The sequence below is a fragment of the Streptomyces sp. NPDC002076 genome, assembly GCF_053593835.1.
In genome coordinates this window covers 114,507-138,594 of the sequence record NZ_JBSFDI010000018.1, presented here as the reverse complement: position 1 = coordinate 138,594, position 24,088 = coordinate 114,507, and the positions used below count along the sequence as shown (strand labels likewise).

Genomic DNA, 24,088 nt, shown 5'->3' with positions numbered 1-24,088 from the left:
CCAGTCGTACGTCGCCCGCGGGGACGTGTGCGCTGGAACAGTACTGCCATCCCCTGCAGGGCGGTTCACCAGCGCATCCGTCGACGCAAGCCGCTCTTCCTCCAGACGAGACATCCGAAAGGTGCGTGATCAGTTGAGCATGCATATGAAGGGCATACGCGTCGGCATGGTCGCCACCGTGCTGGGGCTGGCCGCCGGCCTGCTGGCGGCACCGCCGGTTGCGGCAGACCCTCCGCACGGCGCGAAAGGCATCCGGCTGACTGCCGGCGCCCTGGAAAAGCTCAGCAAGCGTTACCAACCTCGGATCGACGGCACCCCCGGGCAGGTCGCCGCCCAGGAGGGCCCCGCCGCTGCCACCCCGCCGCTGCCCGGCACGAAGCCGAGCCTGACGTCGGCCTCGGGCGAGCACATGCGCGCCTCGTCCGCCGTCCCGGGCTTCAAGCGGACCGGCCAGTGGGAGACCGCTCGAGGCTTCGCCGAACCCGTGGTGCTCGGCGGCACCAAGGACTGGGTGGGCGTCTTCAGCGGCGGCACCGTCGCTCGATACGACGCCGAGGGCAAGCAGGTGTGGAGCCGCGGAGCGACCTCGCTGTACAACGACTGGCAGGTGACTGCCAAGAACTGGTTCCAGCCCTACCCGTACCTGCCGAATCTCTACGCCGGGTACAACCCGTACCAGATGTCGGCCACCGGTAGGCATCCGTACGTGACGGGCGACTTCAACGGGGACGGTGTGCGGGACGTCGCCGTCGCCTACGCGGTGGGCGACTGGCCGTTCCGGCCGTTCTCCTCGCCCGATTCGAAGGTGGACTACGGCACCTTCGTCACCATTCTGGACGGCCGTACCGGGAACACCGCGTGGAGCAAGCTGATTCCCGGCTATGTCGGCAACATGCTGGTCCAGGACGGCAAGCTGATCGTCGCCGACACCGTCGGTCCGGACTGGTCCGGCGACCCGGTGGCCGAACAGGGCGACAGCCGCAGCAACCTGACCGCCTACAGCTTCAGCCGCGCCGCTCGCGGCGGGCTCACCGGGACCGCCGACTGGACCTACTCGACGCACGCGCCGTGGGCGTACTGGGGCGATCTGACGTCGATGGGCGCCGACCGGATCGCCGCGTCCTGGTCCGACACCCCCATGGACCTGGGCAGCCCGAGGCCCGCCGACGGCAACGTGCTGGTGATCGACACCTCCGACGGCGGTGTCGCGGCACGTACCAAGACCCCCGGCTACCCGCGCATGCTGGTCAAGGACCCGGACGCGGACCGCGTCCTGGTGGTCGAGCAGACCGACCCCTTCGACACAGTGCGCTGGGACCTGACCGCGATGGACGCGCACAGTGGCGAGCGAACGGTCATCACCTCGCGCGAGGGCACCGTGCCGGAGGCCTTCCACGTCCTGCCGGACGCGCACGCCGGGCAGCCCCGGTTCGCGGTCGCGGAGCAAGGCATCAACGCCGACATGTCGGGCGGCCAGAGCACCATCTCCGGCTGGAACGCCCAGGGCCGCACTCTGTGGTCCGCCACCACTGCCTCCACGGTCGGCGGGCAGAACGCCCTGACCATGGAGCTGTCCTCGGATGCGAAGGGCAGGGAGGTGTTCGCCTCGCTCTCCGACCCGACCACGGGCACCGCCGCCACCCCCGCGGGTCCCGAGCACACCCAGTTCATCGGGCTGAACGCCGCGACCGGTCACCGCGACTGGCGGCAGGAGGGCGCCATCTCCGGCGACACTCTCACCCAGTACCAGGGCGGACTCCTCACCGTCGGCTATGACGACACCGCCTACACGGTCAATCCCCGCAGCGGCACGCTGCAGGCCATGCCCCTGGCCGGCGACCCCTACGCGGCCGTCGCCACGGACGTGAACGGCGACGGGGTCAAGGACCTGATCACCGGCGGTCAGAGCCGCGGGATCTTCGCGCTGGACGGCAGGACCCTGAGGAAGGGGACGCCGACCGTTCTGTGGCGGGCCACGGTCGACAGTTCGGTGCACACCTTGGGTCTGCTGCCGAAGCCTGGCAAGGACGCGGCCGGCGACTGCGTGGTGGCCGCGACCGACCACGGCTTCGCCGTGCTGGACACGCACACCGGGAAGGTACGCGCGAACGTGCACACCGGCGGCTACGTCGCCTCGCTCACGGTCGTGGGCGACGGCCACGGCGGCTCCGAGATCGTCGTCCCGGGTAGCAGCCTGACCGCCTACACAGCGCAGGGCAAGACGCTGTGGACGTACCAGCCGAAGGGCACGGCGGGCAAGAGCCTGGTGTTCTCCAGCGTCACCACGGACGGTGCCGGACACCTGTTCTTCGAGTACGGCGGGACACACCAGGGTGGCCTGCCCACGCAGGCCACCGACCCGGCGCCGACGGCGGTCAGCCTGGACGCCGCCACCGGCGCCCCGAACTGGACCGAGACCCCCTCCGATTCCGGTGCCGTCGCGATCGTGCCGACCAACCCTGCCCTGGCCGATCCGACCATTCCGAGCGCGGACGGGCATGGTGTCGCCTTCGCGTACACCGGCGATTTCCACACCTACCAGCACCTGGTACAGATCCTCGACTCCCGCACCGGCGCGGTGCTCAAGAACTATGAAGGCCCTGGGATGTCGCAGGGCTTCGTCGCGTCCAAGAAGACCGGCATGGTCGAGATGCGCGAGTTCAACGACTATGTGTACCCGGCGGACGGTGGGGCGCCCTACGACGTGCCCACGTTCTTCGGCTTCCACTCCGGGGTGTTCGCCAAGTCCGCCGGCGGTACCGAAGCGTTCGTCGGCGCCTACCAGGCCCTGTGGTCCTACGACACCCCCTTTGCGGCCAACGACGGGTTCCTGCGCGAGAGCGCCACGGACTCCGCCCTGGGGGCGAGCCAGGTCCAGACCGTGCAACTGGGCGACGGGCCGGGTGACGACATGATCGGTCTCGCGCTCGACTGGCGGGCCCTCAACATCTCGGCCCAGGCGATCGGCGACGGCGTCAACGACATCGACTACTTCCCGCACGGCCTGACCACGTACAAGCTCTCCGAGGACGAGCCCACCCGGGTCCCGAGCCCTCCGAGCGGCGGCACATCGGCCGCGGCCCCCAAGGCCGCCGCCAAGGCCACTCAGTTCCACGGCGACCAGATCCGCAGCGCGAGCCCGCTGAAGGACCTCGGCATGCCGCTCGGCACCGCCTCGGACCCGATCAAGATTCAGACGAGGACTCCGGCAGCCAAGAAGCTGAGCATGGGCGCGGACAACGCGAAGGAGGTCGTCCCCGGCTACACCCCGCAGCAGATCCAGGCACGCCTGGGGCTGAAGGGTGACGGCACCGGCCAGACCATCGCGATCGTCGACGCCTACCACTACCCGACGGCGAAGGACGACCTGAACCACTTCTCCGCACACTTCAACCTGCCGAAGACGTGCGACACGGTGAGCGCGGGGGCGGACTGCTTCGACTTCCAGCAGGTCTCTGCGGACGGCACCCAGCCCGAGGCGGACACCGGCTGGAACGAGGAGGAGGCACTGGACATCGAGTGGGCGCACTCGGTCGCCCCGCACGCCAAGATTGTCCTGGTCGAGGCCGAGGACCCGACCATGGCCGCGCTGTCCCGGGCCGATGACGCCGCCGCGGCACTGCACCCGTCCGCCGTCAGCAACAGCTGGGGTGCAGGCGAGTTCTCCGAGGAGGGCTTCTACGACGGCCACTGCAAGTTGGCCGACTCGGTCTGCGTCCAGTCCACCGGGGACGCCGGCCACCCCGCCGGCTACTCCGCCACCAACCCCTACGTGCTGGCCATCGGAGGCACCAACCTCCAACTGGACGCAAACGGCAACACCGTGAGCGAGACGGCGTGGAACTCCACCGGCGGCGGCTTGAGCTACTTCGAGCCGCGCCCGGCCTACCAGGACGGCGTGCAGTCCTCGCCGTTGCGGGCCACACCGGACGTCAGTTTCGTGGCCGACCCCGTCACCGGCGTGCCGGTGTACCTGACGATGACCTACGGCGGCACCACCCATTCGGTGTGACTGAAGGTGGGCGGCACGAGCCTGTCCGCCCCGATCTGGGGTGCGATCATCGCATCGGCGGACCAGCTCCGGGCCACCGCCGGCAAGCCCCACCTGGCCTCGAACGGCCGGGACGGGGACACGGCACACACCGACGTATATGCCCTCGGAAGCACCTACCTGCGGGACGTCACCTCCGGCTCCAACGGCGGCTGCGGAACGGAATGCACAGCCGGCCCCGGCTATGACACCGTCACCGGCCTCGGATCGCCCGCTGCGGGTGTCGACGCGGCCCTGGCGGCCATGAAGTAGCAACGTCCAGGCGCGGCACGTCGCCCCACCGCTGTGCGGGGGGCGACGTGCTGTCAGTGGCGTCAACAGGGGCCTCTCGACACTCGACGTTCACGGGCACTTCGTGACGCCCGCCTATTGGCAGGCGGCTGAGGGAGCCGAGATCCTGTAACCCGACGGCATGCGGGGCTTTCCGACGCACGTACGTTGACCCGCAAGGTCAACGAGTTCGCGGCCTACGTGATGCGCACTCATCTGGACCGCTTCGGACACTTCGCCCCTCTTCCCCCCGCTGTGGAGGAGGCTCGACAGCGGGGAGAGCGTGGACTTCGTCCACTCGACCTCTCCGCCCTGCCACGAGGCGGTGTCATGGGCCGGCCGCGGCCGATGCTGAGTTCCTCCTCGACTCCACCAGAGCGGGTCGCGACATGGTGTTCACCGGAATTCTTCCGCCTTCGACAGCGGTGCCCGCAACGGCCCCACGGTCCAGGAACAGCTGCGGCGTCTGTGGTTCGACATGGCCGGAACCCCGTTTCCGCACCAGGTCCCCGCCCTCGTCCGGGCGTTCGGCAGCGACCGGCTGCTGTACGGGAGCGACTACTGCTGGACCCCGGCCGCCGGCGCCGCCGCGCAGATCGCCTCCGTGGATGCCGCGGAGCAGCCAGCCGACACCACCTGGCGGCGAATCACCGATAAGAACGCCGCCAAGCTGCTTCCGGGACTTCGTGGCGTGTAACCGGCCAGGCGCACCCTGGCCCTGGCGTTCGTCTGCGCTGACGCCCCCGGATGGCACCCACCGCCCCAGTGCATTGAAGGCGCGCAGCCGCTTCCACGACTACGACAAGGGTTCCCGAAGACGTAGTGTCTGCTCAGCCGTCAGTCGAGGTCCGGCAGCGGGCGCCGGGTGACCTCACGGGCGTCGTCCGCGGGGACGCCGAGCATGCGCAAGACCATTTCGGCCAGGTCTGAGGCGGCCTCGTCGCCGTCGAGGTCGGGGCGGGCCAGCCGGAGCGCCACGAGGGACATGAGGGTGCCGCCCACGGCGGACAGGGCGGTGGTCGCGTTGGCGCAGTCGAAGCGACCCGAGGCGATGCCGATCTCCAGGTCGCGCAGCGCTCGCGGGGCCAGGCCGCGGTCGGAGTGGATGTAGGCCAGACCGCGATCACGCAGGATCCGCGTGAGCTCGGGGTGGGAGTCCGCCATCCTCGCGGTGAGCCGGAAGCCGGCGGCGACCAGCTCGGCCGGGTCGTGGATCCCTTCTACCCGCTCGTCAATGAGCTGACCGAACTCCTCCAGGGCGTCGGTCACCGCGGCGTCGAACAGCTCCGTCTTGGACTCGAAGTGGTTGTAGAAGGAGCCGAAACCCACATCCGCGCGCTCGGCGATGGCTTGGATGCTGGCGCTGGTGTCCCCGGTCTCAGCGAGGATCTGTCGGGCCGCACGGACGAGCGCCTGACGGGTTTCGGCACGGCGCCGCTCGAAGCGGTTCTTGGGCGGGGCTGACGTCGGCATACGGCGAGTGTAACCACCGTCGCGATGAGTGTGCCATTACTGATGAGATCCTCAATTATTTGACCGCGCCCTATTGACGATGAGAGTTGGCAAAGTTGATGATTTCCTCATTACAGCAGTGTTGCTTGGAGGACACCATGTCCCACATCTCCGTTAACAGGGCTGATCCGCCGACGCCCCATCAAGACCTCCACAGCGAGCAGGGGGCTCTACGCGGCGAACATCCCGGCCGGTCCCAGAACCCCGTGATCAAGGTGGCGGACCTGGCCTGGTTGGAGTTCGAGAAGCCGGACCTGGACCGGGCCGAGGTGTTCGCGCGCGACTTCGGGTTCGCGATCGCCGCACGCACCGAGGAGGCACTCTGGCTGCGCGGTACCTTCGCGGGCCCACCCTGCATGGTCATCCGGCGTGGGCATGCGTCCCGCTTCGTCGGGCCGGCGTTCCGGGCGGCCGAGCGCGCCGACCTGGATCGGCTGGCCGCAGCCACCGGCAACACCGTCCGGGACATCAACGTACCGGGGGGAGGAAAGTCGATCTCCCTGCTCGACCCCTCCGGCCTACCGGTCCGCGTCGTGTACTGCGGCGAGCAGTTGCCCGCGCTGCCCGAGCAGGAGCCGCTGATCCTGAACTTCGGCGCGGACCACCGTCGTACGAACGCCACCCAGCGGCCCCCGCGCGAGCCGTCGCGCATTCAACGCCTCGGTCATGTGGTGCTGGAGACCAGGTCGTTCATTCGCACCCTGGACTGGTACTTGGACACCCTCGGCATGATCGTGTCCGACTTCCTGTTCCTCGACGGGCAGCGCGGTCGCGGGCCGACCATGGCATTCATCCGCTGTGACCAGGGCAGCTTGGCGGTCGACCACCACACACTGGCCCTGCACCTGGGGCCCGGCACCGGATACGTCCACTCCGCCTACCAGGTCACCGACCTCGACTCGATCGCCGCTGGCGGCGAGTACCTCGCCGAGCGCGGATACAAGCGCAGCTGGGGGATCGGCCGGCACATCCAGGGCAGCCAGCTCTTCGACTACTGGCGCGACCCCGACCACTTCATGCTGGAGCACTTCGCCGACGGCGACCTGTTCTCCTGCGACCTCGAACCAGGGTGGGCGCCGATGTCGGCGAGCGGACTGGCCCAGTGGGGCCCGCCGGTCACGCGTGACTTCCTGGGCGCGAGCCCGTCCCCGGCCAAGCTGCGCGAGGTCATGACCGCCCTGCGCGACGACAACGAACTCGACCCCGCACGCCTGCTGGGCCTGATGAAAGCGATGAGCTCATGAGCACCAACGTGCTGCGCACCTCCGACGGCTGGTGGGTCGTCCGCGACGAGCGCGCCGTCCGCATCGACACCAAGGCCGTCACCACCGCGGAACTGCTCGCCGACCGGGACGCGGTCCGTGAAGCCGCCGCCTCCACCGACAGCGGCACGCCCGTCGTCGACCTGGTCGCACTGCCCCCGGTCACCACCCCCTGCAGGGTGGTCGCCCAGATGGTCAACTACCGCAGCCACGCCAAGGATTCCGGTTTCACCGGCGACATCCCGCCCACCTTCTTCCGCAAGGCCTCCGGCTCGGTCAGCGGTGCTCACGACACCATCGTCCGCCCGTCGCACGTGAAGTTCCTCGACTACGAGGTGGAACTCGGCCTCGTCATGGGCGCACCCCTGCCGGTGGGCACCGTCGTCGAGGAGCAGGACCTCCCGCGCTACGTCGCCGGCCTGGTCCTGACCAACGACGTCAGCGCCCGCGACGTCCAGTTGACCAAGACCCAGTTCTACGAGAGCAAGTCGTACCCGACCTTCACGCCGACGGGTCCGTACCTGGCGCTGCTGGAGCCCGAGGACTTCGCCCATCTGCTGAAGCTGCGGCTGCGGCTGAACGTCAACGGCGTACCGCGTCAGGACCGCACGCTCGCCGACATGATCGTACGGCCCGCGCAGGCGCTCACCCTGCTCTCCCGTTTCCAGACCCTCGACCCGGGTGATCTGCTGCTGACCGGCACCCCCGGCGGCACCGCCCTGAAGGCCCCGCCCGCGCCGGTCGCGAAGATCAGTGCGCTGCTTCCGCCCGCGGCGAGGTGGAAGGCGTTCTTCAAGGGCCAGGCCAAGAACCCGCGTTACCTGCGCGACGGTGACCTCATCACCGCCACGATCGCCACCCCGGACGGGCGGATCGACCTCGGTGAGCAGCGGACCGCTGTGGCGGACGCGAGGTGAGCGCAGCAACCCGGAGACCGGTAGTGATCATCGGCGCGGGACCGGTCGGGGTCACGGCCGCCCTCCTGCTCGCCCGGCACGGGGTGCGCAGCCTGCTCCTCGAACGCCACCGGGACATCTACCCCCTGCCACGCGCCGTCGTCGCGGACGACGAGATCTGCCGGATCCTGCAGAACGTCGGCATCCACGAGGAGTTCGCAGCCGTCTCGCGCCCGGCACCGGGCTTGCGGCTCCTGGATCCCCGGCGCCGCCTGATCACCGAGTTCCCGCGCTCCCTGCAGGGCCACCACGGCTTCGCGCAGACCAACATGTTCGACCAGCCCGAGCTGGAGCGCCTGCTGAGGGGCGCTCTGGCGCGCCGCCCCGAGTGCGAGCTGTGGGGCGGCGTGGAGGTCGTGTCCGTCACGCAGCCCGCCGACGGGACGGCTCCGGTGCGGGTGACCTTCCGCCGCGACGGCAGCGACGAGGAGGAGCACCTCTGGGCCGACGCCGTCCTCGGCTGCGACGGTGCGGGCAGCCTCACCCGCGATGCCATCGGCGCCGTCTGGGAGGACCTGCACTTCGAGGAGAGCTGGCGGGTCATCGACGTGCGCACCAGCCGCCGGGTGAACAGCTGGGAGGGAGCCGAGCAGATCTGCTGCGCCATCCGCCCGGCCACCTACATGCGGGTCGGCGAGGACCGCTACCGCTGGGAGTTCCGGCTGGACGACGACGAGCGCCTGGACGGCCCACAGGGGCGGGAGCGTCTACGCGAGCTGGTCGCCCCCTGGGTGGATCTGCCGTCCGACGGGCCGGAGGGCGACGACTTCGAGGTGATCCGGCAGGCCCAGTACACCTTCCGGGCCCGCCTCGCCGACCGCTGGCGCCAGGGCCGGGTCTTTCTGCTGGGCGACGCCGCTCACCTCACTCCTCCCTTCGTCGGGCAGGGCCTGTGCGCCGGCCTGCGCGATGCCTACAACCTCACCTGGAAACTCGCCCGCGTCCTCCAACAGGGCGCACACGACGGACTGCTGGACACCTATGAGCGCGAACGCAAGCCGCACGCACGCCACCTGATCCGTGTCGCGGTCGCAGTGGGCTGGGCCATGACCGGCGGCCAGGGCCGCGGTGCGGCATTCCGTCGGGCCGTCGTGGGAACGGCCTGCCGCATCCCCGGCGTGACCGCGGCAGTGAGCCGTGACCTCAGCCCCGCCCTGACCGCCGGCCCACTCGTACGGCGCCGCCCCCGGCTTGCCGGCCGCGCACTGGCCGGAACCTTCTGCCCGCAGCCCTGGGTACGACACGACGGCAGGCGAGTGCGCCTGGACGACGTCCTCGGGGACTCCTTCGCGGTCCTGACCGCTGTACCGCCGACACCGCGGATGACGGCCATGGCCTCTGCACTGGGCGCCCCCGCGATCCGCGTGGGCGACCTGGGGGACGACGGCACCCTGGCCGCCTGGCTCGCACGCGGCAGATCGGACGCCGTCCTGCTGCGCCCCGACCGTGTCGTGATGGACACCGTCCCGACCGGCACCGGTGACTTCACGGGCACCACCACCTGGGCCCCACTGCTGCACACGGCCCGCCGCACCGCCGAAGCCCGGCCCGACCCCCTGCCGAGGAGCACCGCACCATGACCACCCCGCACCTCGCGCCGTACCCGGATCCCTTCTTCACTCCCGACCCGGAGACGGCCGCCCGCAGCCGCATCGCGGACTTCGCCCGCTGGGCCGTCCGACACCGGGACGCCCTGGGCGGCGAAGCCCCGACCGACTACAAGGCCTTGTACCAGTGGTCGGTCACCGACCTGGAAGGGTTCTGGGCGGCGGTGTGGGAGTACTTCGACGTCGACGCGACGACTCCGTACGAGCGTGTGCTGGCCGATGAGACCATGCCCGGTGCGCGCTGGTTCCCGGGCGCCTCCCTCAACTACACCCACCACGCGCTGCGCAACCTGGACCCGGACGCGCCCGCGATCACCGCACTGGACGAGACCGGAGCCGGCTACGAGATCACGGGCCGGCAGCTGCGCGCCCAGGTCGCCTCCGTCGCAGCCACTCTGCGCGATCTGGGCGTCGGCCAGGGCGACCGGGTGGTGGGCTACCTGCCCAACACCCCGCATGCTGTCATCGCCTTCCTCGCCACCGCCAGCCTGGGCGCGGTGTGGTCGGTGTGCGGCCAGGACTACGCCCCCAAGGCCGCCGCCGACCGCTTCGCCCAGCTCGAACCGACGGTCCTCATCACCGCGGACGGCTACCTCTTCAACGGCACCACGCACGACCGCCGGGCCGCATCGCTCGACCTGGCCGCCGCCCTGCCGACGCTGAAGGCCACGGTGCTTGTGGACCACGTGGACCTCGACTGGCCCGAGAACGGGCACACAAGGCTGAGTGTCCCGTGGGAGGAAGCGGCCTCCCGTACTGAGTACCTCACCATCGACCCAGTGCCGTTCGACCACCCGCTGTGGGTCGTGTTCTCCTCCGGTACCACGGGCCTGCCCAAAGGCATCGTCCACGGGCACGGCGGCGTCCTGTTGGAGCACCTCAAGACCCTGGGACTGCACTGCGACCTGGGCGTCGGGGACCGCTTGCTGTGGTACACCACGACCCACTGGATGATGTGGAACCTGGCCGTATCCACCCTGCTGACCGGTGCCACCATCTGCACCTACGACGGCAGTCCCGCGCCGCTCGCTCATCCGGACATCCTGTGGGAGCTGGCGGCCCGCCACAAGGTCACCGTCTTCGGCACCAGTCCCCAGTACCTGCTGGCCATGGCCAAGCTCGGCGTCGACCCCGCCGTGCACGACCTGTCGGCGATCCGCGTCATCGGATGCACCGGCTCCGCCCTGCCCGCCTCCGCCTACCCCTGGGTCCGCGACCACGTCGGCGCAGGCGTCCAGCTGGCCTCAACCAGCGGGGGTACCGATGTCGTTTCCGGCTTCGCCGGCAGCGCCCCCACGACCCCCGTCTGGGCGGGAGAGCTGTCCGCCCCCAACCTGGGGGTGGCACTGGCCGCCTACGACGAGGAAGGCTTTCCCGTCACCGACCGGGTGGGTGAACTGGTCGTCACCCGGCCCATGCCGTCGATGCCGCTGTACTTCTGGAACGACCCCGACGGCAGCCGCTACCGCGGCGCCTACTTCGGCGCCTACCCGGGCGTATGGCGGCACGGCGACTGGATCACCCTCACCTCCCACGGCTCGGTGATCGTGCACGGACGCTCCGACGCCACCCTCAACCGCAACGGCGTGCGCATGGGCAGCGCCGACATCCACGACATCGTCGAGCACCTCCCCGAAATCACCGAGGCGCTCGTCATCGGCGCAGAAGAACCCGATGGCGGCTACTGGATGCCGCTCTTCGTGGTCCTCGCCGACGGGATCGAGCTGGACGATTCCCTGCGCGACCGGATTCGCGATGCGATCCGCACCGGCGCCTCCCCCCGCCACGTCCCCGACGAGATCTTCGCCGTGCCGGCCATCCCGCACACGAAGACCGGCAAGAAGCTCGAGGTCCCGGTCAAGCGCCTCCTTCAGGGCGCCCCCGCCGAGCAGGTCCTCAACCCCGCGGCGGTCGACAATCCCGAACTGGTCGCCTACTTCGCCCGGTTGGGCGCAGAGCGAACCAAGCGGTCAGCACACGACATGTGACCGACGACCAAAGGCTCGGCCCCAACAGAGCCTGCCCCGACGCGTGGTAAGAGTCGGCCACCGCAAGGGGTGGCGCCCGCTTTTGACCTTCACGCTGAGGGCCGCGAACATCATCGATCCGAAGCGGTACACCGTCTACAGCAATGCGCCTGTTGTGCTGACGAAAGAGGACCGGCAGAAGGCGGACGCCGCCCTTCTGGAGTTGCTGACCGAGTCCCAGGATGTTTCCGCTTCGGACGAGAGGGAGCAGCGGGACACCTCCAACGGCGAGGGGAGTGCCAGCGGGAACCCCTAGAGCGGCAGGAGGGCCGGCGAACGTTGAAGGTGCCGCGAAGTGCCGCAGGGGTGACGGCGGAGGAGAGGATGTACGCGGCTACGCTGAGGGAGAAGGCAGACCTGAACGGGACCTTCCTCCGGGACCGTGTCGTCCAAGCGACCGCGGCTGAATTCGTAGGGGCGATCCAAGAGGCGTACCGCTTCAGGCCGGGCATCGATGACGCGACTGCCAATGGGTGGCTGTCCCCAGCCGTCTCGCGGGAGCTCGGCGGGTGGCTCAAGCGGAAGCGGGAAGTGTTGTTCCCGCGGTCATGGACCGACAGACGCATACTGGCGCGAGCGGTACGGCTTGCCGTCCAGAGCAGCTTCTCGCCTCGCAGGAACACGGCGATGTGGCTGCCGCGTTCATATCAAGGCTGTCGCCGCCGAAGATCTCCGGCCCCGCTATGGCGACACACGCCTCATGACCTGCGCTGTACCAAAGTGCCAACCATGTCGCTGATTCTGCCGCTCCGGCCGCTGAAGCCGCTTGGCATCAGTGCAGGTCGTGAACGTGGCCTGGTGCCAACTAGACTCGCGAGCTCGGTCACAGCCGAAGTCGCGGCCCGGGACGCCGGCGCGGCAAGCGTGGCGCTCACCTTCTCCTGGTCCATGGTGTGCACGCTCGTGGTTTGTGTCCAAGCCCCGGCAGCAGTCGCCGCCGGAGAGGACTTGGCCCGGCTGTGAATGATCCGCTGTCAACCTGGGCAGTGACGGGTGGCGGAGCCGTGCTTCGAGACGCGTGATCGGTGTCGTCGGTGCTGGACTGGCGCGCGCAGCACCGTCGGCCGGACAGCGACAAGAGGTGACAACCAGTGGCTGTGGTGACACCTGCGGACATGGGCGACCCCGGGCTGTTCACGCCGAGCTCGGTGACCTGGCAGATGCACGGCGACCCCATGATGTGGATCGCCGGGATCCGCGCGCTCTATCTCCAGGCCCTGCACCCGCGCGCGGTGCGCGGCGTCATGCAGAACTCCGACTTCCGGCGCGACGCCTGGGGCCGGCTGATGCGCACCGCGAACTTCGTCGGTACGACGACCTACGGCACGACCGAGGCCGCCGAGCGCGCCGGCGCCCGCGTACGCAAGATCCACAGCATGCTGACCGCGACCGACCCGGAGACCGGAGAGCGGTACGGCGTCGATGAACCCGAGCTGCTGCTGTGGGTGCACTGCGCGGAGATCGACTCCTATCTGCACGTGCTGCGCCGCTCCGGCTTCCCGCTCACCGACGCCCAGGCCGACCGGTACACGGCCGAACACCGGGTCAGCGCGCGCCTGGTGGGACTCGATCCGAAGACCGTACCCGCGAGCCGGGCCCAACTCGCCGCGTACTTCGAGACGGTACGGCCCGAGCTGGCGGCGGGATCCGAGGCACGCGAGGTGGACGAGTTCCTGCTCCGACCGCCGACGCATCCCCTTCTCGTCCCGGCGCGCGAGGTGTTGTGGCGGCGCGTGGCCCAACTGGCCTACGCCTCCCTGCCGCCGTACGCCCATCAGCTGTACGGCAGAGCGGCCCCCGCACCCGCCGTCGTCACCCGTCGGCTGCGGGCCACGGGCGCGCTGCTGCGGTGCGTTCCCGCACGTGTGCGCTGGCAACTGCCGCCCAAACACATCCTGCGGGCCATGGCGCGGCTCGGACCGGGGGCGCGTCCGGCACCATACAAAGTCGGGCGATAGGCCGCCATACTGGACGAGCAGGGGGGTGTGGCGCGGATCGGGCCGACGTGGCGCGGCGCGGTGCCGAGCAGGTCCCCTGGCGGTGGGGCGGACGGCGACGGGGGCGGCGGATCGCTATGGGCGAGAACAGGCTGGTTCAGGGCCGGTACCGGCTGCTCGACCTGATCGGGCGGGGCGGGATGGGCGAGGTGTGGCGGGCCCGGGACGAGTCCCTGGGCCGGCTGGTCGCCGTGAAGTGCCTCAAGCCGCTCGGCCCGTACCACGATCCGTCCCTCGTGGGGGTCCTGCGCGAGCGCTTCCGCCGTGAGGCCCGGGTGGCCGCCGGCCTCTCGCACCGCGGGGTGACCGTCGTCCACGACTTCGGCGAGTCCGACGGGGTCCCGTTTCTGGTGATGGAACTGCTGGAGGGCCGCGATCTGAGCCGGCTGCTGCAGGACAACAAGGGCCATCCGCTGCCGGTGGAGGACGTGCAGGACATCGCCGCACAGGTCGCCGCCGCCCTCGCCTACACCCATCAACAGGGGATCATACACCGTGACTTGAAACCGGCCAACGTTGTCCAGCTGACCGACGGGACCGTGAAGATCTGCGACTTCGGCATTGCCCGGCTCGGCCGTGACATCGGCTTCACCGCCCGGCTGACCGGCACCGGCGTCGCGCTGGGCACCCCGCACTACATGTCCCCGGAACAGATCGGCGGCGACGCGGTGGACCGGCGCAGCGACCTGTACTCGCTGGGCTGCGTGCTGTACGAAATCGCCACAGGGGCACCGCCGTTCGACCTGGAGGACGCCTGGGCGATCCTCATCGGCCACCGCGACACCCCACCCCGGCCCCCACGCGAACACCGCCCGGAGCTTCCCGGTCACCTCGAGCGGATCATCCTCGACCTGCTGGCCAAACGGCCCCAGGAACGGCCGAACGACGCGGGGGAGCTGGTCCGTCGACTCGGGGGCCGGCGCGCAACAGGCGCTTTCCCCGAGGCCGTCGGGTCCGCGCTGCCGGACGCCGGGGGCAGGAGCCGGTCGCCGGCCTGGACCCACGGCATGACCACCGGCCCCAAGGCGCTCGGCACCGGCCTCGGCGCGCTGCCGCCGGCCTCGGGGGCGATGCTGTCGTGCCGGTGGGCTGCAGCGCCGCAACAGGGCGCGGGGAACTCCGCGACCGGCCACAACGGCCCCGCGGGCGCTGGACGGCCCGTGCCGGCACCCCCCGTGGAGCGCAGCGCACGGCACCGCGAGGCCGTCCGGCTCGCCGGGCTCGGCCGGTGGGCCGAGGCGGGCGAGGCGCACCGGGCGGTGGCCGCCGAACGGGCCGCGCTCCTCGGTCCCGACCACCCCGAGACCCTGGCCAGCCGCTACGAGGCGGCCTTCGCCCTCGTCCGGGCCGACCGGGTCGCCGAGGCGCTGGCCGCCTACACGGACCTCGCCGAGGCCAGAGCGCGCGTCCTCGGCGCGGACCATCCCGACACCCTGGCCGCCCGCCAGGAGACGGCCTATGCGCTCGGCCGACTGGGCCGCCACTTCGAGGCCCACCAGGTGTACGCGGAGGTACTGGCCGCCCGGGTGCGCACGATGGGCCCCGACCACCCCGACACCCTGCGCTGCCGCCACAACCTCGCCTGCACCCTCGGTCGGCTCGGCCGCCTGGACGAAGCCGGCCGTACGGCCCTGGAGGTGGCCGCCGCCCGGGCCCGGGTGCTCGGTGCCGAGCATCCCGACACCCTGGTCTCGCGCTGCGAAGTCGCCTACGCCCAGGGACAGTCGGGGCGCTGGGAGGAAGCGCTGGGCATCTACCGCGAGGTCGCCGGGGCCAGAGCACGCGTCCTCGGCGCCGACCACCCGGACACTCTCGCCGCCCGCTACGAGGCCGCCCTCAGCCTCGGCCGCCTCGGCCGCAGCGCGGACGCCCTGCGCCTGTACCGCGAGCTGATCGTGGACCGTACCCGCGTCCAGGGCCCCACCCACCCCGAGACCCTGCGTGCCCGGCACGGCCTCGGGGTCAACCTCGGCCGGCTCGGCCGCTGGGAGGACGCCCTGACCGAGGCCCGCGACGTCTGTCTGCTCCGGGAGCAGATCCTCGGACCCGCCCATCCCGACACGCTCGTCAGCCGCCGCGAGATCGCGGTCGCGCTCGGCTGGCTGGGTCGCTGGGCGGAGGCCCTCACCGAGTACCGGCGGGTCGCCGCCACCCGCGAGCAGATCCTCGGCCCGGACCACCCCGACACCCTCGCCGCGCGCGGCGACGAGGCCCACTGCCTGGAGCGGCTCGGCCGGAACACCGAGGCCGGCGAGCTGTACCGCAGGGTCGCGGTGATCCACCGCCGGCATGCGCCGGGCGGAGCCTGAGGAAACTCTCCTGCCGCGGTCACCTGATCCGGGCGGTGTGAGCGGGTGCCGGGGTCGGGGTTGCTGGTCCGGGCGTGTGACCGGGGGCCGAAGTTGGGCGTGTGGGTGGTGGCCGAAGTTGGGGTTGCTGGTCCGGGGCGCTGATCCTGGGCCTGTTAGTGGGTGTCGGGTTGGAGGCCCTGGTCCGGGCGTGTGACCGGGGTGCCGGGCGCAAGAGGCTGCTCAGGGGCGCGTGAGGGACCGCCCGCCATCGGTCGCCTGATCAAGTCCGCGCGTCGGAGGCCGCCTGCCCCGGCCGCCCGGCTGCTGCTCCGGCCACCCCCGGCCGCCCGGCTGCTGCTCTCCGGCCCCGTCGGACGCTACCCTCCCGCTGGCTGCTGCCGCCCGCTCGCCCGGCCGATGCCCCCAGGCCCTCGGCCGCCGGCTCCGGCCCCGGCCGACGCCACCCTGCCCCGGGCTGCTGCCACCCGCCCCCCTGCGGATCCCCCCAGCCCGCCGGACGCCGCCCGCCCGCCGGACGCCGCCCGCTCGCCCGGCCGATTGCCCCGGGCCCCCGGCCGCCCGGTTGCTGCTCCCCGGCGCCGCCGCCCGCAGGCCGCTGCCGCCGGCCCGCCCGTGCGATGCCCCCCGGCCCTCGGCCGACGTCACCCTGCCCCGGGCTGCTGCCACCCGCCCCCCGGCCGATCCGCCCGGCCCCCGCCGGGCGCTACTCGCCTCGCAGGTGATGCCACCCGTCCCCCCGCCCGAGGCACACCCCTGGCCGCAATGGATCACCACGTGTTACGAAGAACCATGCCTGCCAACGAGCACACCCGCACCTACGACGCCGTCATCGTCGGCGGTGGCCACAACGGCCTGGTCGCCGCCGCCTACCTTGCCCGCGCCGGCCGTTCGGTGCTGGTGCTGGAGCGGCTGGACCATACCGGCGGCGCCGCGATCTCCACCCGCCCCTTCGCCGGTGTGGACGCCCGGCTGTCGCGCTACTCCTACCTGATCAGCCTGCTGCCGCAGAAGATCGTGCGCGATCTCGGACTCGACTTCGAGGTGCGCGCCCGCACCATCTCCTCGTACACCCCGGCGGAGCGGGACGGCCGGCCCACCGGACTCCTCGTCGGCGGCGGTGAACAGCGCACCCGGGAGGCCTTCGCCCGGCTGACCGGCGGCGAGCGCGAGTACCAGGCCTGGCAGCGCTTCTACGGCATGACCACGCGCGTCGCCGAACGCGTCTTCCCAACCCTCACCGAGCCTCTGCCCGCCCGTGACGAACTGCGCCGCCGCATCGACGACGAGACCGCCTGGCGGGCCCTGTTCGAGGAGCCGATCGGCGTCGCCGTCGAGGAGAACTTCACGGACGACCTGGTCCGGGGCGTGGTCCTCACCGACGCCCTGATCGGCACCTTCGCCGACGCCCACGACCCCTCCCTCGCCCAGAACCGCTGCTTCCTCTACCACGTCATCGGCGGCGGCACCGGCGCCTGGGACGTGCCCGTCGGCGGCATGGGCGCGCTCACCGACGCCCTGGCCGCCGCGGCCCGTTCGGCGGGCGCGGTCCTCGCCACCGGGCACGAGGCGGTCCGGATCGCCACCGACGGGCACTCCGCCGAGGTCACCTACCGCACGGCCGACGGCGAGGGCGTCGCCGCCGCCCGGCACGTCCTGGTGAACGCCTCCCCGCAGGAACTGGCCGCCCTCACCGGCGACCCGTCACCCGAGCCCGCCGAGGGCGCGCAGCTCAAGGTCAACATGCTGCTCACCCGGCTGCCCGCGCTGCGCGACCCGGCGGTCGACCCGAGGGAGGCCTTCGCCGGCACCTTCCACATCGCCGAGGGCTACCGGCAGCTCGCCACCGCCCACGCCCAGGCCGCCGCCGGCGAACTCCCCGCCGTGCCGCCCTCGGAGATCTACTGCCACTCCCTGACCGACCCCACCATCCTCGGCCCGGACCTCGCCGAGCGCGGCTACCAGACCCTCACCCTGTTCGGCCTGCACACCCCGGCCCGCCTCTTCGACCGGGACAACGACGCCGTGCGCGAGGAACTGCTGAAGGCCACCCTCGCCCAGCTCGACACCCACCTCGCCGAACCCCTCACCGACTGCCTGGCCACCGACGCCGACGGCCGTCCCTGCATCGAGGCCAAGACCCCGCTGGACCTGGAGCGGGACCTCCGGCTGCCCGGCGGCAACATCTTCCACCGCGCCCTGTCCTGGCCCTATGCCCAGGAGGGGACCGGCCGCTGGGGAGTGGAGACCCGGCACCCGAACGTCCTGCTGTGCGGCGCGGGCGCCGTGCGCGGGGGAGGGGTGAGCGGCGTACCGGGACACAACGCGGCGATGGCGGTGCTGGAGGCCACCACTGCGTAAGGCGCCGCTCGGCAAAACAATCTGACGGAACGTCAGAAAGGCTCTTCCGTCGTCCGGCCCGCTGCGGCATCCTGCGCCCATGCAGACGGAGCTGAGCAGGAAACTCGGAGTCGAGCACGCCGTCTTCGGCTTCACGCCGTTCCCCGCCGTCGCCGCGGCCATCAGCCGGGCCGGCGGCTTCGGCGTGCTCGGCGCGGTCCGCTACACCGCCCCCGACGACCTCAAACGCGACCTCGACTGGCTCGCCGCGCACACCGGCGGCCGCCCCTACGGGCTCGATGTCGTCATGCCCGCGAAGAAGGTCGAGGGCGTGACCGAAGCCGACGTCGAGGCGATGATCCCGCAGGAGCACCGGCAGTTCGTGCGGGACACCCTCGCCAAGTACGGCGTCCCCGAGCTGGCCGAGGGGGAGGCGTCCGGGTGGCGTATCACCGGCTGGATGGAGCAGGTCGCCCGCACCCAGCTCGACGTCGCCTTCGACTACCCGATCAAGCTGCTCGCCAACGCCCTCGGCTCCCCGCCCGCCGACGTCGTGGCCCGCGCCCACGACCGGGGCGTGCAGGTCGCCGCGCTCGCGGGCAGCGCCCGGCACGCCCGCAAGCACCAGGAGGCCGGCATCGACATCGTCGTCGCCCAGGGCTACGAGGCCGGCGGCCACACCGGCGAGATCGCCACCATGGTGCTCACCCCCGAGATCGTGGAAGCCGTCGACCCGCTGCCCGTCCTCGCCGCCGGCGGCATCGGCAGCGGACAGCAGGTGGCGGCCGCACTCACACTCGGCGCGCAGGGCGTGTGGCTGGGCTCTATATGGCTGACCACCACAGAAGCGGACCTCCACTCGCCCGCCCTGACCCGCAAGCTGCTCGCCGCCGGGTCCGGCGACACCGTCCGCTCCCGTGCCCTCACGGGCAAGCCCGCACGCCAGCTCCGTACCGAATGGACCGAAGCCTGGGCGGACCCGGCCGGACCCGGCACCCTGCCGATGCCGCTGCAGGGCCTGCTGGTGGCCGAGGCGGTCTCCCGGATCCAGAAGTACGAGGTCGAACCGCTGCTCGGCACGCCGGTCGGGCAGATCGTCGGCCGGATGAGCAGCGAACGCAGCGTCCAGGCCGTCTTCGACGACCTCACCCGCGGCTTCGAGAAGGCCGTGGACCGCATCAACCGCATCGCAGGAAGGAGCGGCAAGTGACCAGCACGCCCCCCGCCGGATTCTGGGCCCAGGCCGCCCGGCAGCCCGGCCGCACGGTCCTCGTCGCCCCCGACGGCGAGGAGTGGACCGCCGGACGACTGCACGGCGCCGCCAACCGGCTCGTCCACGGGCTGCGCGCGGCCGGTCTGGAACGCGGCGACGCCTTCGCCGTCGTCCTGCCGAACGGTGTCGAGCTCGTCACCGCCTACCTGGCCGCCACCCAGGCAGGCCTCTATCTGGTCCCGGTCAACCACCATCTCGTCGGCGCCGAGATCGCCTGGATCGTCGCCGACTCCGGCGCCAAGGCGCTCATCGCCCACGAGCGGTTCGCATCCGCCGCGCGGTCCGCCGCAGACGAGGCGGGACTGCCCGCCACCCACCGGTACGCGGTCGGCGAGGTCGCCGGCTTCCGGCCGTACGGCCAACTCCTCGACGGACTACCGGAGTCCGCTCCCGGGGGCCGGGAACTCGGCTGGGTCATGAACTACACCTCGGGTACGACCGGACGCCCGCGCGGCATCCGCCGTCCGCTGCCCGGCAAGGCACCGGAGGAGGCCTACCTGGGCGGCTTCCTCGGGATCTTCGGCATCAAGCCGTTCGACGACAACGTGCACCTCGTCTGCTCACCGCTGTACCACACGGCCGTCCTGCAGTTCGCCGGTGCGTCCCTGCACCTGGGCCACCGCCTGGTCCTGATGGACAAGTGGACGCCCGAGCAGATGCTGCGCCTCATCGACAGCCACAAGTGCACCCACACCCACATGGTCCCCACCCAGTTCCATCGCCTGCTGGCCCTCCCGGACGAGGTGAAGGCCCGCTACGACGTCTCGTCCATGCGGCACGCCATCCACGGCGCCGCCCCCTGCCCGGACCATGTGAAACGGGCCATGATCGACTGGTGGGGACACTGTGTGGAGGAGTACTACGCGGCCAGCGAGGGCGGCGGCGCCTTCGCCACCGCCGAGGACTGGCTGAAGAAGCCCGGCACGGTCGGCAAGGCCTGGTCCATCAGCGAACTCGCGGTCTTCGACGACGACGGCAACCGGCTCCCGCCCGGTGAACTCGGCACCGTCTACATGAAGATGAGCACCGGCGGCTTCTCGTACCACAAGGACGAGGCTAAGACCCGCAAGAACCGCATCGGTGACTTCTTCACCGTCGGCGACCTCGGCTACCTCGACGAGGACGGCTACCTCTTCCTCCGCGACCGCAAGATCGACATGATCATCTCCGGCGGGGTCAACATCTACCCCGCCGAGATCGAGTCCGTGCTGCTGTCCCACCCCGCCGTCGCCGACGCGGCCGCCTTCGGCATCCCGCACGACGACTGGGGCGAGGAGGTCAAGGCCGTCGTCGAAGCGGCCCCCGGCCACGAGCCGGGCCCGGCCCTCGCCGCCGCCCTCCTCGACCACTGCGCCGAGCGACTCGCCGGATACAAGCGGCCCAAGAGCGTCGACTTCATCGCCGAGCTGCCCCGCGACCCCAACGGCAAGCTGTACAAGCGGCGGCTGCGGGACCCGTACTGGGCGGGGCGGACGCGGCCGGTGTGACCACGGCCCCGGCCGTCGGACTCATGGGTGACTCTCCAGGAACCCGGCGAGGCCCGCGGCGTCGGTGCCGGCCTTGCGGTAGACGCTGGACAGCAACTGCCGCACGCCCTGCTCGGTGAGCCGCAGTTGCTTGGCGACCACCGCCACCGGGTGTCCCTGGGCGGACAGTTCGGCAGTGCGGCGTTCCCGGGCGGTCAGCGTGTCCGGCTGCGCGTACCGCAGCGGCAGCGGACGCATTCCCGCCGCCGAGAGCTCTGCCCTGGCCCGGGCGGCCAGTGCCTCCGCCCCGCAGTGAACGGCGCCTTCCAGGCCTTGGTAGAGCCGATCGGCGGCCTCCTGCAGCCGCCCGTCGCGGGACAGCGCGGCGCCGTGGCCGACCTGGGCGCGGGCGAGCTCGTAGGCGGCGGGGGACTGCTCCAGGTGAGCGACGGCCTCCGCGTACAGGGGGAGCGCCGCAGGACCGCCGGTCACCTCGGCCAGCGTGTGCAGGGCCTGACCGATGGTGGAGGCGGCACCGAACTTCCGGGCGCGCCGCACGGCGTCCCGGGCGTGGCCCACCGCCTGCTCCGGGGCAGTGGGGGCGAGCGCGGAGGCCAGGTGCAGCTGCCACGGACACCAGGCCGGGTTCCGCCAGGCCCGCCCGTCCAGCCAGTCCCCGACCGACGACAACAGCGGCGCTGCTTCGGCGTGCCGTCCCTCCGCCAGGAGCAGCTCGGCGTACACGGTGCGCGGATCGGGATAGATGACAGCGTTCGGGGTCGTCTCACCGAAGCGGTGCGCGTCGGCCAGTGCGCGCGCCTCGGCGACGCGTCCCCGGGCGAGCAGGGTCTGGATGAGAATGCTGACGCCGAACAACTGGGCGGCCACGACCCTTCCACCTTGTCGGCGATGCGCAGCCCTTCCCGTACGAGGTCCTCGGCTTCGGCGAGACAGCCGCGGCGGTAGCGGACGTAGCCGGCGATGGTCTGGCCGAAGGCGAGGTGAGAGCCGTGCCAGCCCTTGGCCACGCATTCGGCGATGCCCTTGCTGAACAACTCCTCGGCCCGGCGCGGCTGGTCGCCGTACACGAACACCAGGGCGACCGAGAGCGGCACCTCGAAACCCCGCGTTTCGTCCGTCCAGCTCATGCCGCCGCGCAGGGCCTTCTCGGCATACGCGAGGGTGGTCTGCCGGGGTTCGCCGCGCTTGACGGCGTCCCAGGCCCGCAGCCCCAGGATGTAGCGCTCCTCCAGGCTGCGACCGGGCAACTGCTCGGCCAGACGAGCCAGTGTCCGGGAGCGGGCGGGTGAGTCGGGGTCGTCCGTGCGGACCATGCTCCAGACGAACTGATCGGCCTGCATGCGCAGCCGGACCCGCGGACTCGTGGCCTGCTTCGCCTCCTCGGCGGCCACGGTCACGGCCTCGGCCAGCTGATCGGTGTGGGCCAGAGCCGTCGTCAGCCGATAGACGACGGAGGCGCGCAGATCGGGGTCGATGTCCGGCTCCGCCAGCGCCTGGCGGAGATGGCGCACCGTCGCCGTGGGCTCGATCAAGAAGGTGGCGCAGGCGAGTTCATGAAGGACCGCGGCACGGTCCTCGGGCAGGGGCGGCTCCTGGAGCGCGCGGCTGAGCAGCCGCCGGGCGGCCTCGGTCGCTCCGGCGCGCAGGTACTCGCGGGCGGCCTCGCGCAGACACGCGACCGCCTCGGGACTGCCCTCGCAGGGGACCTCCAGCAGATGCCGGGCGGCGGCGGTGGGCCCGTATCCCGCCGCGAGGACGGCCTGTGCGGCGGTGTTGTGCAGGGCGGCCCGGAACGCCGTGCCGATGGACCGGTAGATCGTCGTGGCGATCAGCGGGTGGACGAACTCGAGCTCACCCTCGGGGCCGTGGCCGTGGGCCAGGATCCGGGCCGCGCGCAGCTTCTCGGTCGCCTCGGCCGCGGCTTCCTCGCCGAGCACCGCGATGGTCGCGGCGAGCCGCGGTGAGAAGGGCGAACCCAGTACGGCCGCGATGTGCGCGAAGCGGACGGTCGCCGTGTCGAGCCGTTCCAGACGATCGATCAGCCCGGGCCCCTTGATCGCGGCGGCGAGCTCCCGCATCGCCGGCAGGTCGTCCTCGGTGCCCTTCAGTTTCCGCTCGGCGAGTCCGATGGCCAGCTCCACCGCCTCGAAGGGGCTGCCGCCGGTGGCCGACCAGCATTCCCTGCAGAACCGGTCCTCGGCCGTTTCCCCGAGTTCGTTCCTGACGATCTGCGCCACGCCGTCCGCGGTGAGCAGCGCCAGGTCCTGGGGGCGGACTCCGTGGTGTCCCACGAGCGTGCGGAGCTTGCGCGCGTCGGACGGCAGTTCGTCGGGCCGGTAGGCGACCACGATGAGCAGCGGAAGGTCCTCGACGCGTGCCGCGAAGGAGTCGAGCCAGCCGAGGGACTCCGCGTCGGCCCAGTGCAGATCGTCCAGGAGCAGGACGACCGGCGCCTTCCGCATCGCCAGGCGTGTCATGACCCAGTCGAGTCCCTCGCTGACCCCTGTCCTGTCCGGCGCAGGACCGGGGCCCCTCGCCTCGAGACCGAGCACGGCGGCGACGATGTCGTACCAGCTTCCCAGGAAGGCGCGGAGCTCCGCCTCGTCCATCCGCGCCAGCGACGGCTGCACCAACTGGCGTACCACGCGGAAGGCCGAGCCCTGTTCCTTCTCCCCGCCCCTGCCTGACAACACGTTGAATCCATGGGCCGCGGCTCGGGCACGTGCTTCCGTGATGAGTGCCGTCTTGCCCAGTCCGGCCGGCCCGGTGAAGGCGAGCAGTCCCCTGCGCCTCGCTCGCGGCAAGCCGTCGGCGGAGCGCCGCAGCTCCTGGAAGGCGGCATCGAGGGCCTGAAGTTCCCGTCGGCGCTCGATCAACGTGCCTTGCGCCGTGATCGGTTGCCGCGGCTTCGTCGCCATGTGCCGTACCGCCTTCTGTCGTTCGGCCCGAGAGCCGAGCGTACGCCTCGTCGAGGTGGGCCCGGATGGCTTGGCCTCC

15 protein-coding genes and 1 pseudogene are annotated in these 24,088 nt (G+C 71.4%); 14 read left to right on the top strand and 2 right to left on the bottom strand.

From position 1 onward, the window contains the following. Positions 1–133: 133 nt before the first annotated feature. The 3 genes from ACWCQS_RS32335 (at position 134) to ACWCQS_RS32325 (ending at position 5,018) form a co-directional block, all read left to right on the top strand. Positions 134–4,012, top strand: a complete 3,879-nt coding sequence (locus tag ACWCQS_RS32335) for a hypothetical protein (RefSeq protein WP_451007744.1) — start codon at positions 134–136, stop codon at positions 4,010–4,012. 6 nt (positions 4,013–4,018) lie between these two features. Then, positions 4,019–4,303: a hypothetical protein gene (locus tag ACWCQS_RS32330; protein ID WP_451007743.1), complete on the top strand. Its 285-nt coding sequence runs from the start codon at positions 4,019–4,021 to the stop codon at positions 4,301–4,303. Between the two features lie 496 nt (positions 4,304–4,799). After that, positions 4,800–5,018 (top strand): amidohydrolase family protein, encoded by a 219-nt coding sequence (locus tag ACWCQS_RS32325; RefSeq protein WP_451007742.1) that lies wholly within the window; start codon positions 4,800–4,802, stop codon positions 5,016–5,018. 140 nt (positions 5,019–5,158) lie between these two features. Here the strand turns inward: ACWCQS_RS32325 and ACWCQS_RS32320 are convergent, their stop codons facing one another. Then, positions 5,159–5,794, bottom strand: coding sequence for a TetR/AcrR family transcriptional regulator (locus ACWCQS_RS32320; protein WP_451007741.1), 636 nt, complete (start codon positions 5,792–5,794; stop codon positions 5,159–5,161). A 137-nt stretch (positions 5,795–5,931) separates the two neighbouring features. Between ACWCQS_RS32320 and ACWCQS_RS32315 the strand changes: the two genes are divergently transcribed. The 11 genes from ACWCQS_RS32315 to ACWCQS_RS32265 all read left to right on the top strand — a co-directional run bounded on the left by ACWCQS_RS32315 (position 5,932) and on the right by ACWCQS_RS32265 (position 21,091). After that, on the top strand, positions 5,932–7,077 hold the full coding sequence (locus ACWCQS_RS32315; RefSeq protein ID WP_451007740.1) for a VOC family protein: 1,146 nt from the start codon (positions 5,932–5,934) through the stop codon (positions 7,075–7,077). After that, positions 7,074–8,012, top strand: coding sequence for a fumarylacetoacetate hydrolase family protein (locus tag ACWCQS_RS32310; RefSeq protein WP_451007739.1), 939 nt, complete (start codon positions 7,074–7,076; stop codon positions 8,010–8,012). The genes ACWCQS_RS32315 and ACWCQS_RS32310 overlap by 4 nt, the downstream gene beginning before the upstream one ends. Next, positions 8,009–9,631, top strand: a complete 1,623-nt coding sequence (gene mhpA, locus ACWCQS_RS32305; protein WP_451007738.1) for a bifunctional 3-(3-hydroxy-phenyl)propionate/3-hydroxycinnamic acid hydroxylase MhpA — start codon at positions 8,009–8,011, stop codon at positions 9,629–9,631. The genes ACWCQS_RS32310 and mhpA overlap by 4 nt, the downstream gene beginning before the upstream one ends. Next, on the top strand, positions 9,628–11,646 hold the full coding sequence (locus tag ACWCQS_RS32300) for an acetoacetate--CoA ligase (RefSeq protein WP_451007737.1): 2,019 nt from the start codon (positions 9,628–9,630) through the stop codon (positions 11,644–11,646). Before mhpA ends, ACWCQS_RS32300 begins: the two co-directional genes overlap by 4 nt. A gap of 82 nt (positions 11,647–11,728) precedes the next feature. Beyond that, positions 11,729–11,941 (top strand): hypothetical protein, encoded by a 213-nt coding sequence (locus ACWCQS_RS32295; protein ID WP_451007736.1) that lies wholly within the window; start codon positions 11,729–11,731, stop codon positions 11,939–11,941. Positions 11,942–12,414: 473 nt separating this feature from the next. After that, positions 12,415–12,648: a hypothetical protein gene (locus ACWCQS_RS32290; protein WP_451007735.1), complete on the top strand. Its 234-nt coding sequence runs from the start codon at positions 12,415–12,417 to the stop codon at positions 12,646–12,648. 152 nt (positions 12,649–12,800) lie between these two features. Beyond that, the gene (locus ACWCQS_RS32285) at positions 12,801–13,643 is read left to right on the top strand and encodes an oxygenase MpaB family protein (protein WP_451007800.1); all 843 of its coding nucleotides are present in this window, start codon (positions 12,801–12,803) and stop codon (positions 13,641–13,643) included. A 116-nt stretch (positions 13,644–13,759) separates the two neighbouring features. Next, positions 13,760–15,991, top strand: a complete 2,232-nt coding sequence (locus ACWCQS_RS32280; protein ID WP_451007734.1) for a tetratricopeptide repeat protein — start codon at positions 13,760–13,762, stop codon at positions 15,989–15,991. 792 nt (positions 15,992–16,783) lie between these two features. Then, positions 16,784–18,352 (top strand): phytoene desaturase family protein, encoded by a 1,569-nt coding sequence (locus ACWCQS_RS32275; RefSeq protein WP_451007733.1) that lies wholly within the window; start codon positions 16,784–16,786, stop codon positions 18,350–18,352. Between the two features lie 79 nt (positions 18,353–18,431). Further along, positions 18,432–19,541 (top strand): NAD(P)H-dependent flavin oxidoreductase, encoded by a 1,110-nt coding sequence (locus ACWCQS_RS32270; RefSeq protein ID WP_451007732.1) that lies wholly within the window; start codon positions 18,432–18,434, stop codon positions 19,539–19,541. Continuing rightward, positions 19,538–21,091: an acyl-CoA synthetase gene (locus ACWCQS_RS32265; protein WP_451007731.1), complete on the top strand. Its 1,554-nt coding sequence runs from the start codon at positions 19,538–19,540 to the stop codon at positions 21,089–21,091. Before ACWCQS_RS32270 ends, ACWCQS_RS32265 begins: the two co-directional genes overlap by 4 nt. A 21-nt stretch (positions 21,092–21,112) precedes the next feature. Here ACWCQS_RS32265 and ACWCQS_RS32260 read toward each other — a convergent pair. Further along, a pseudogene (locus ACWCQS_RS32260) lies at positions 21,113–24,009 on the bottom strand (ATP-binding protein). Positions 24,010–24,088 lie beyond the last annotated feature (79 nt).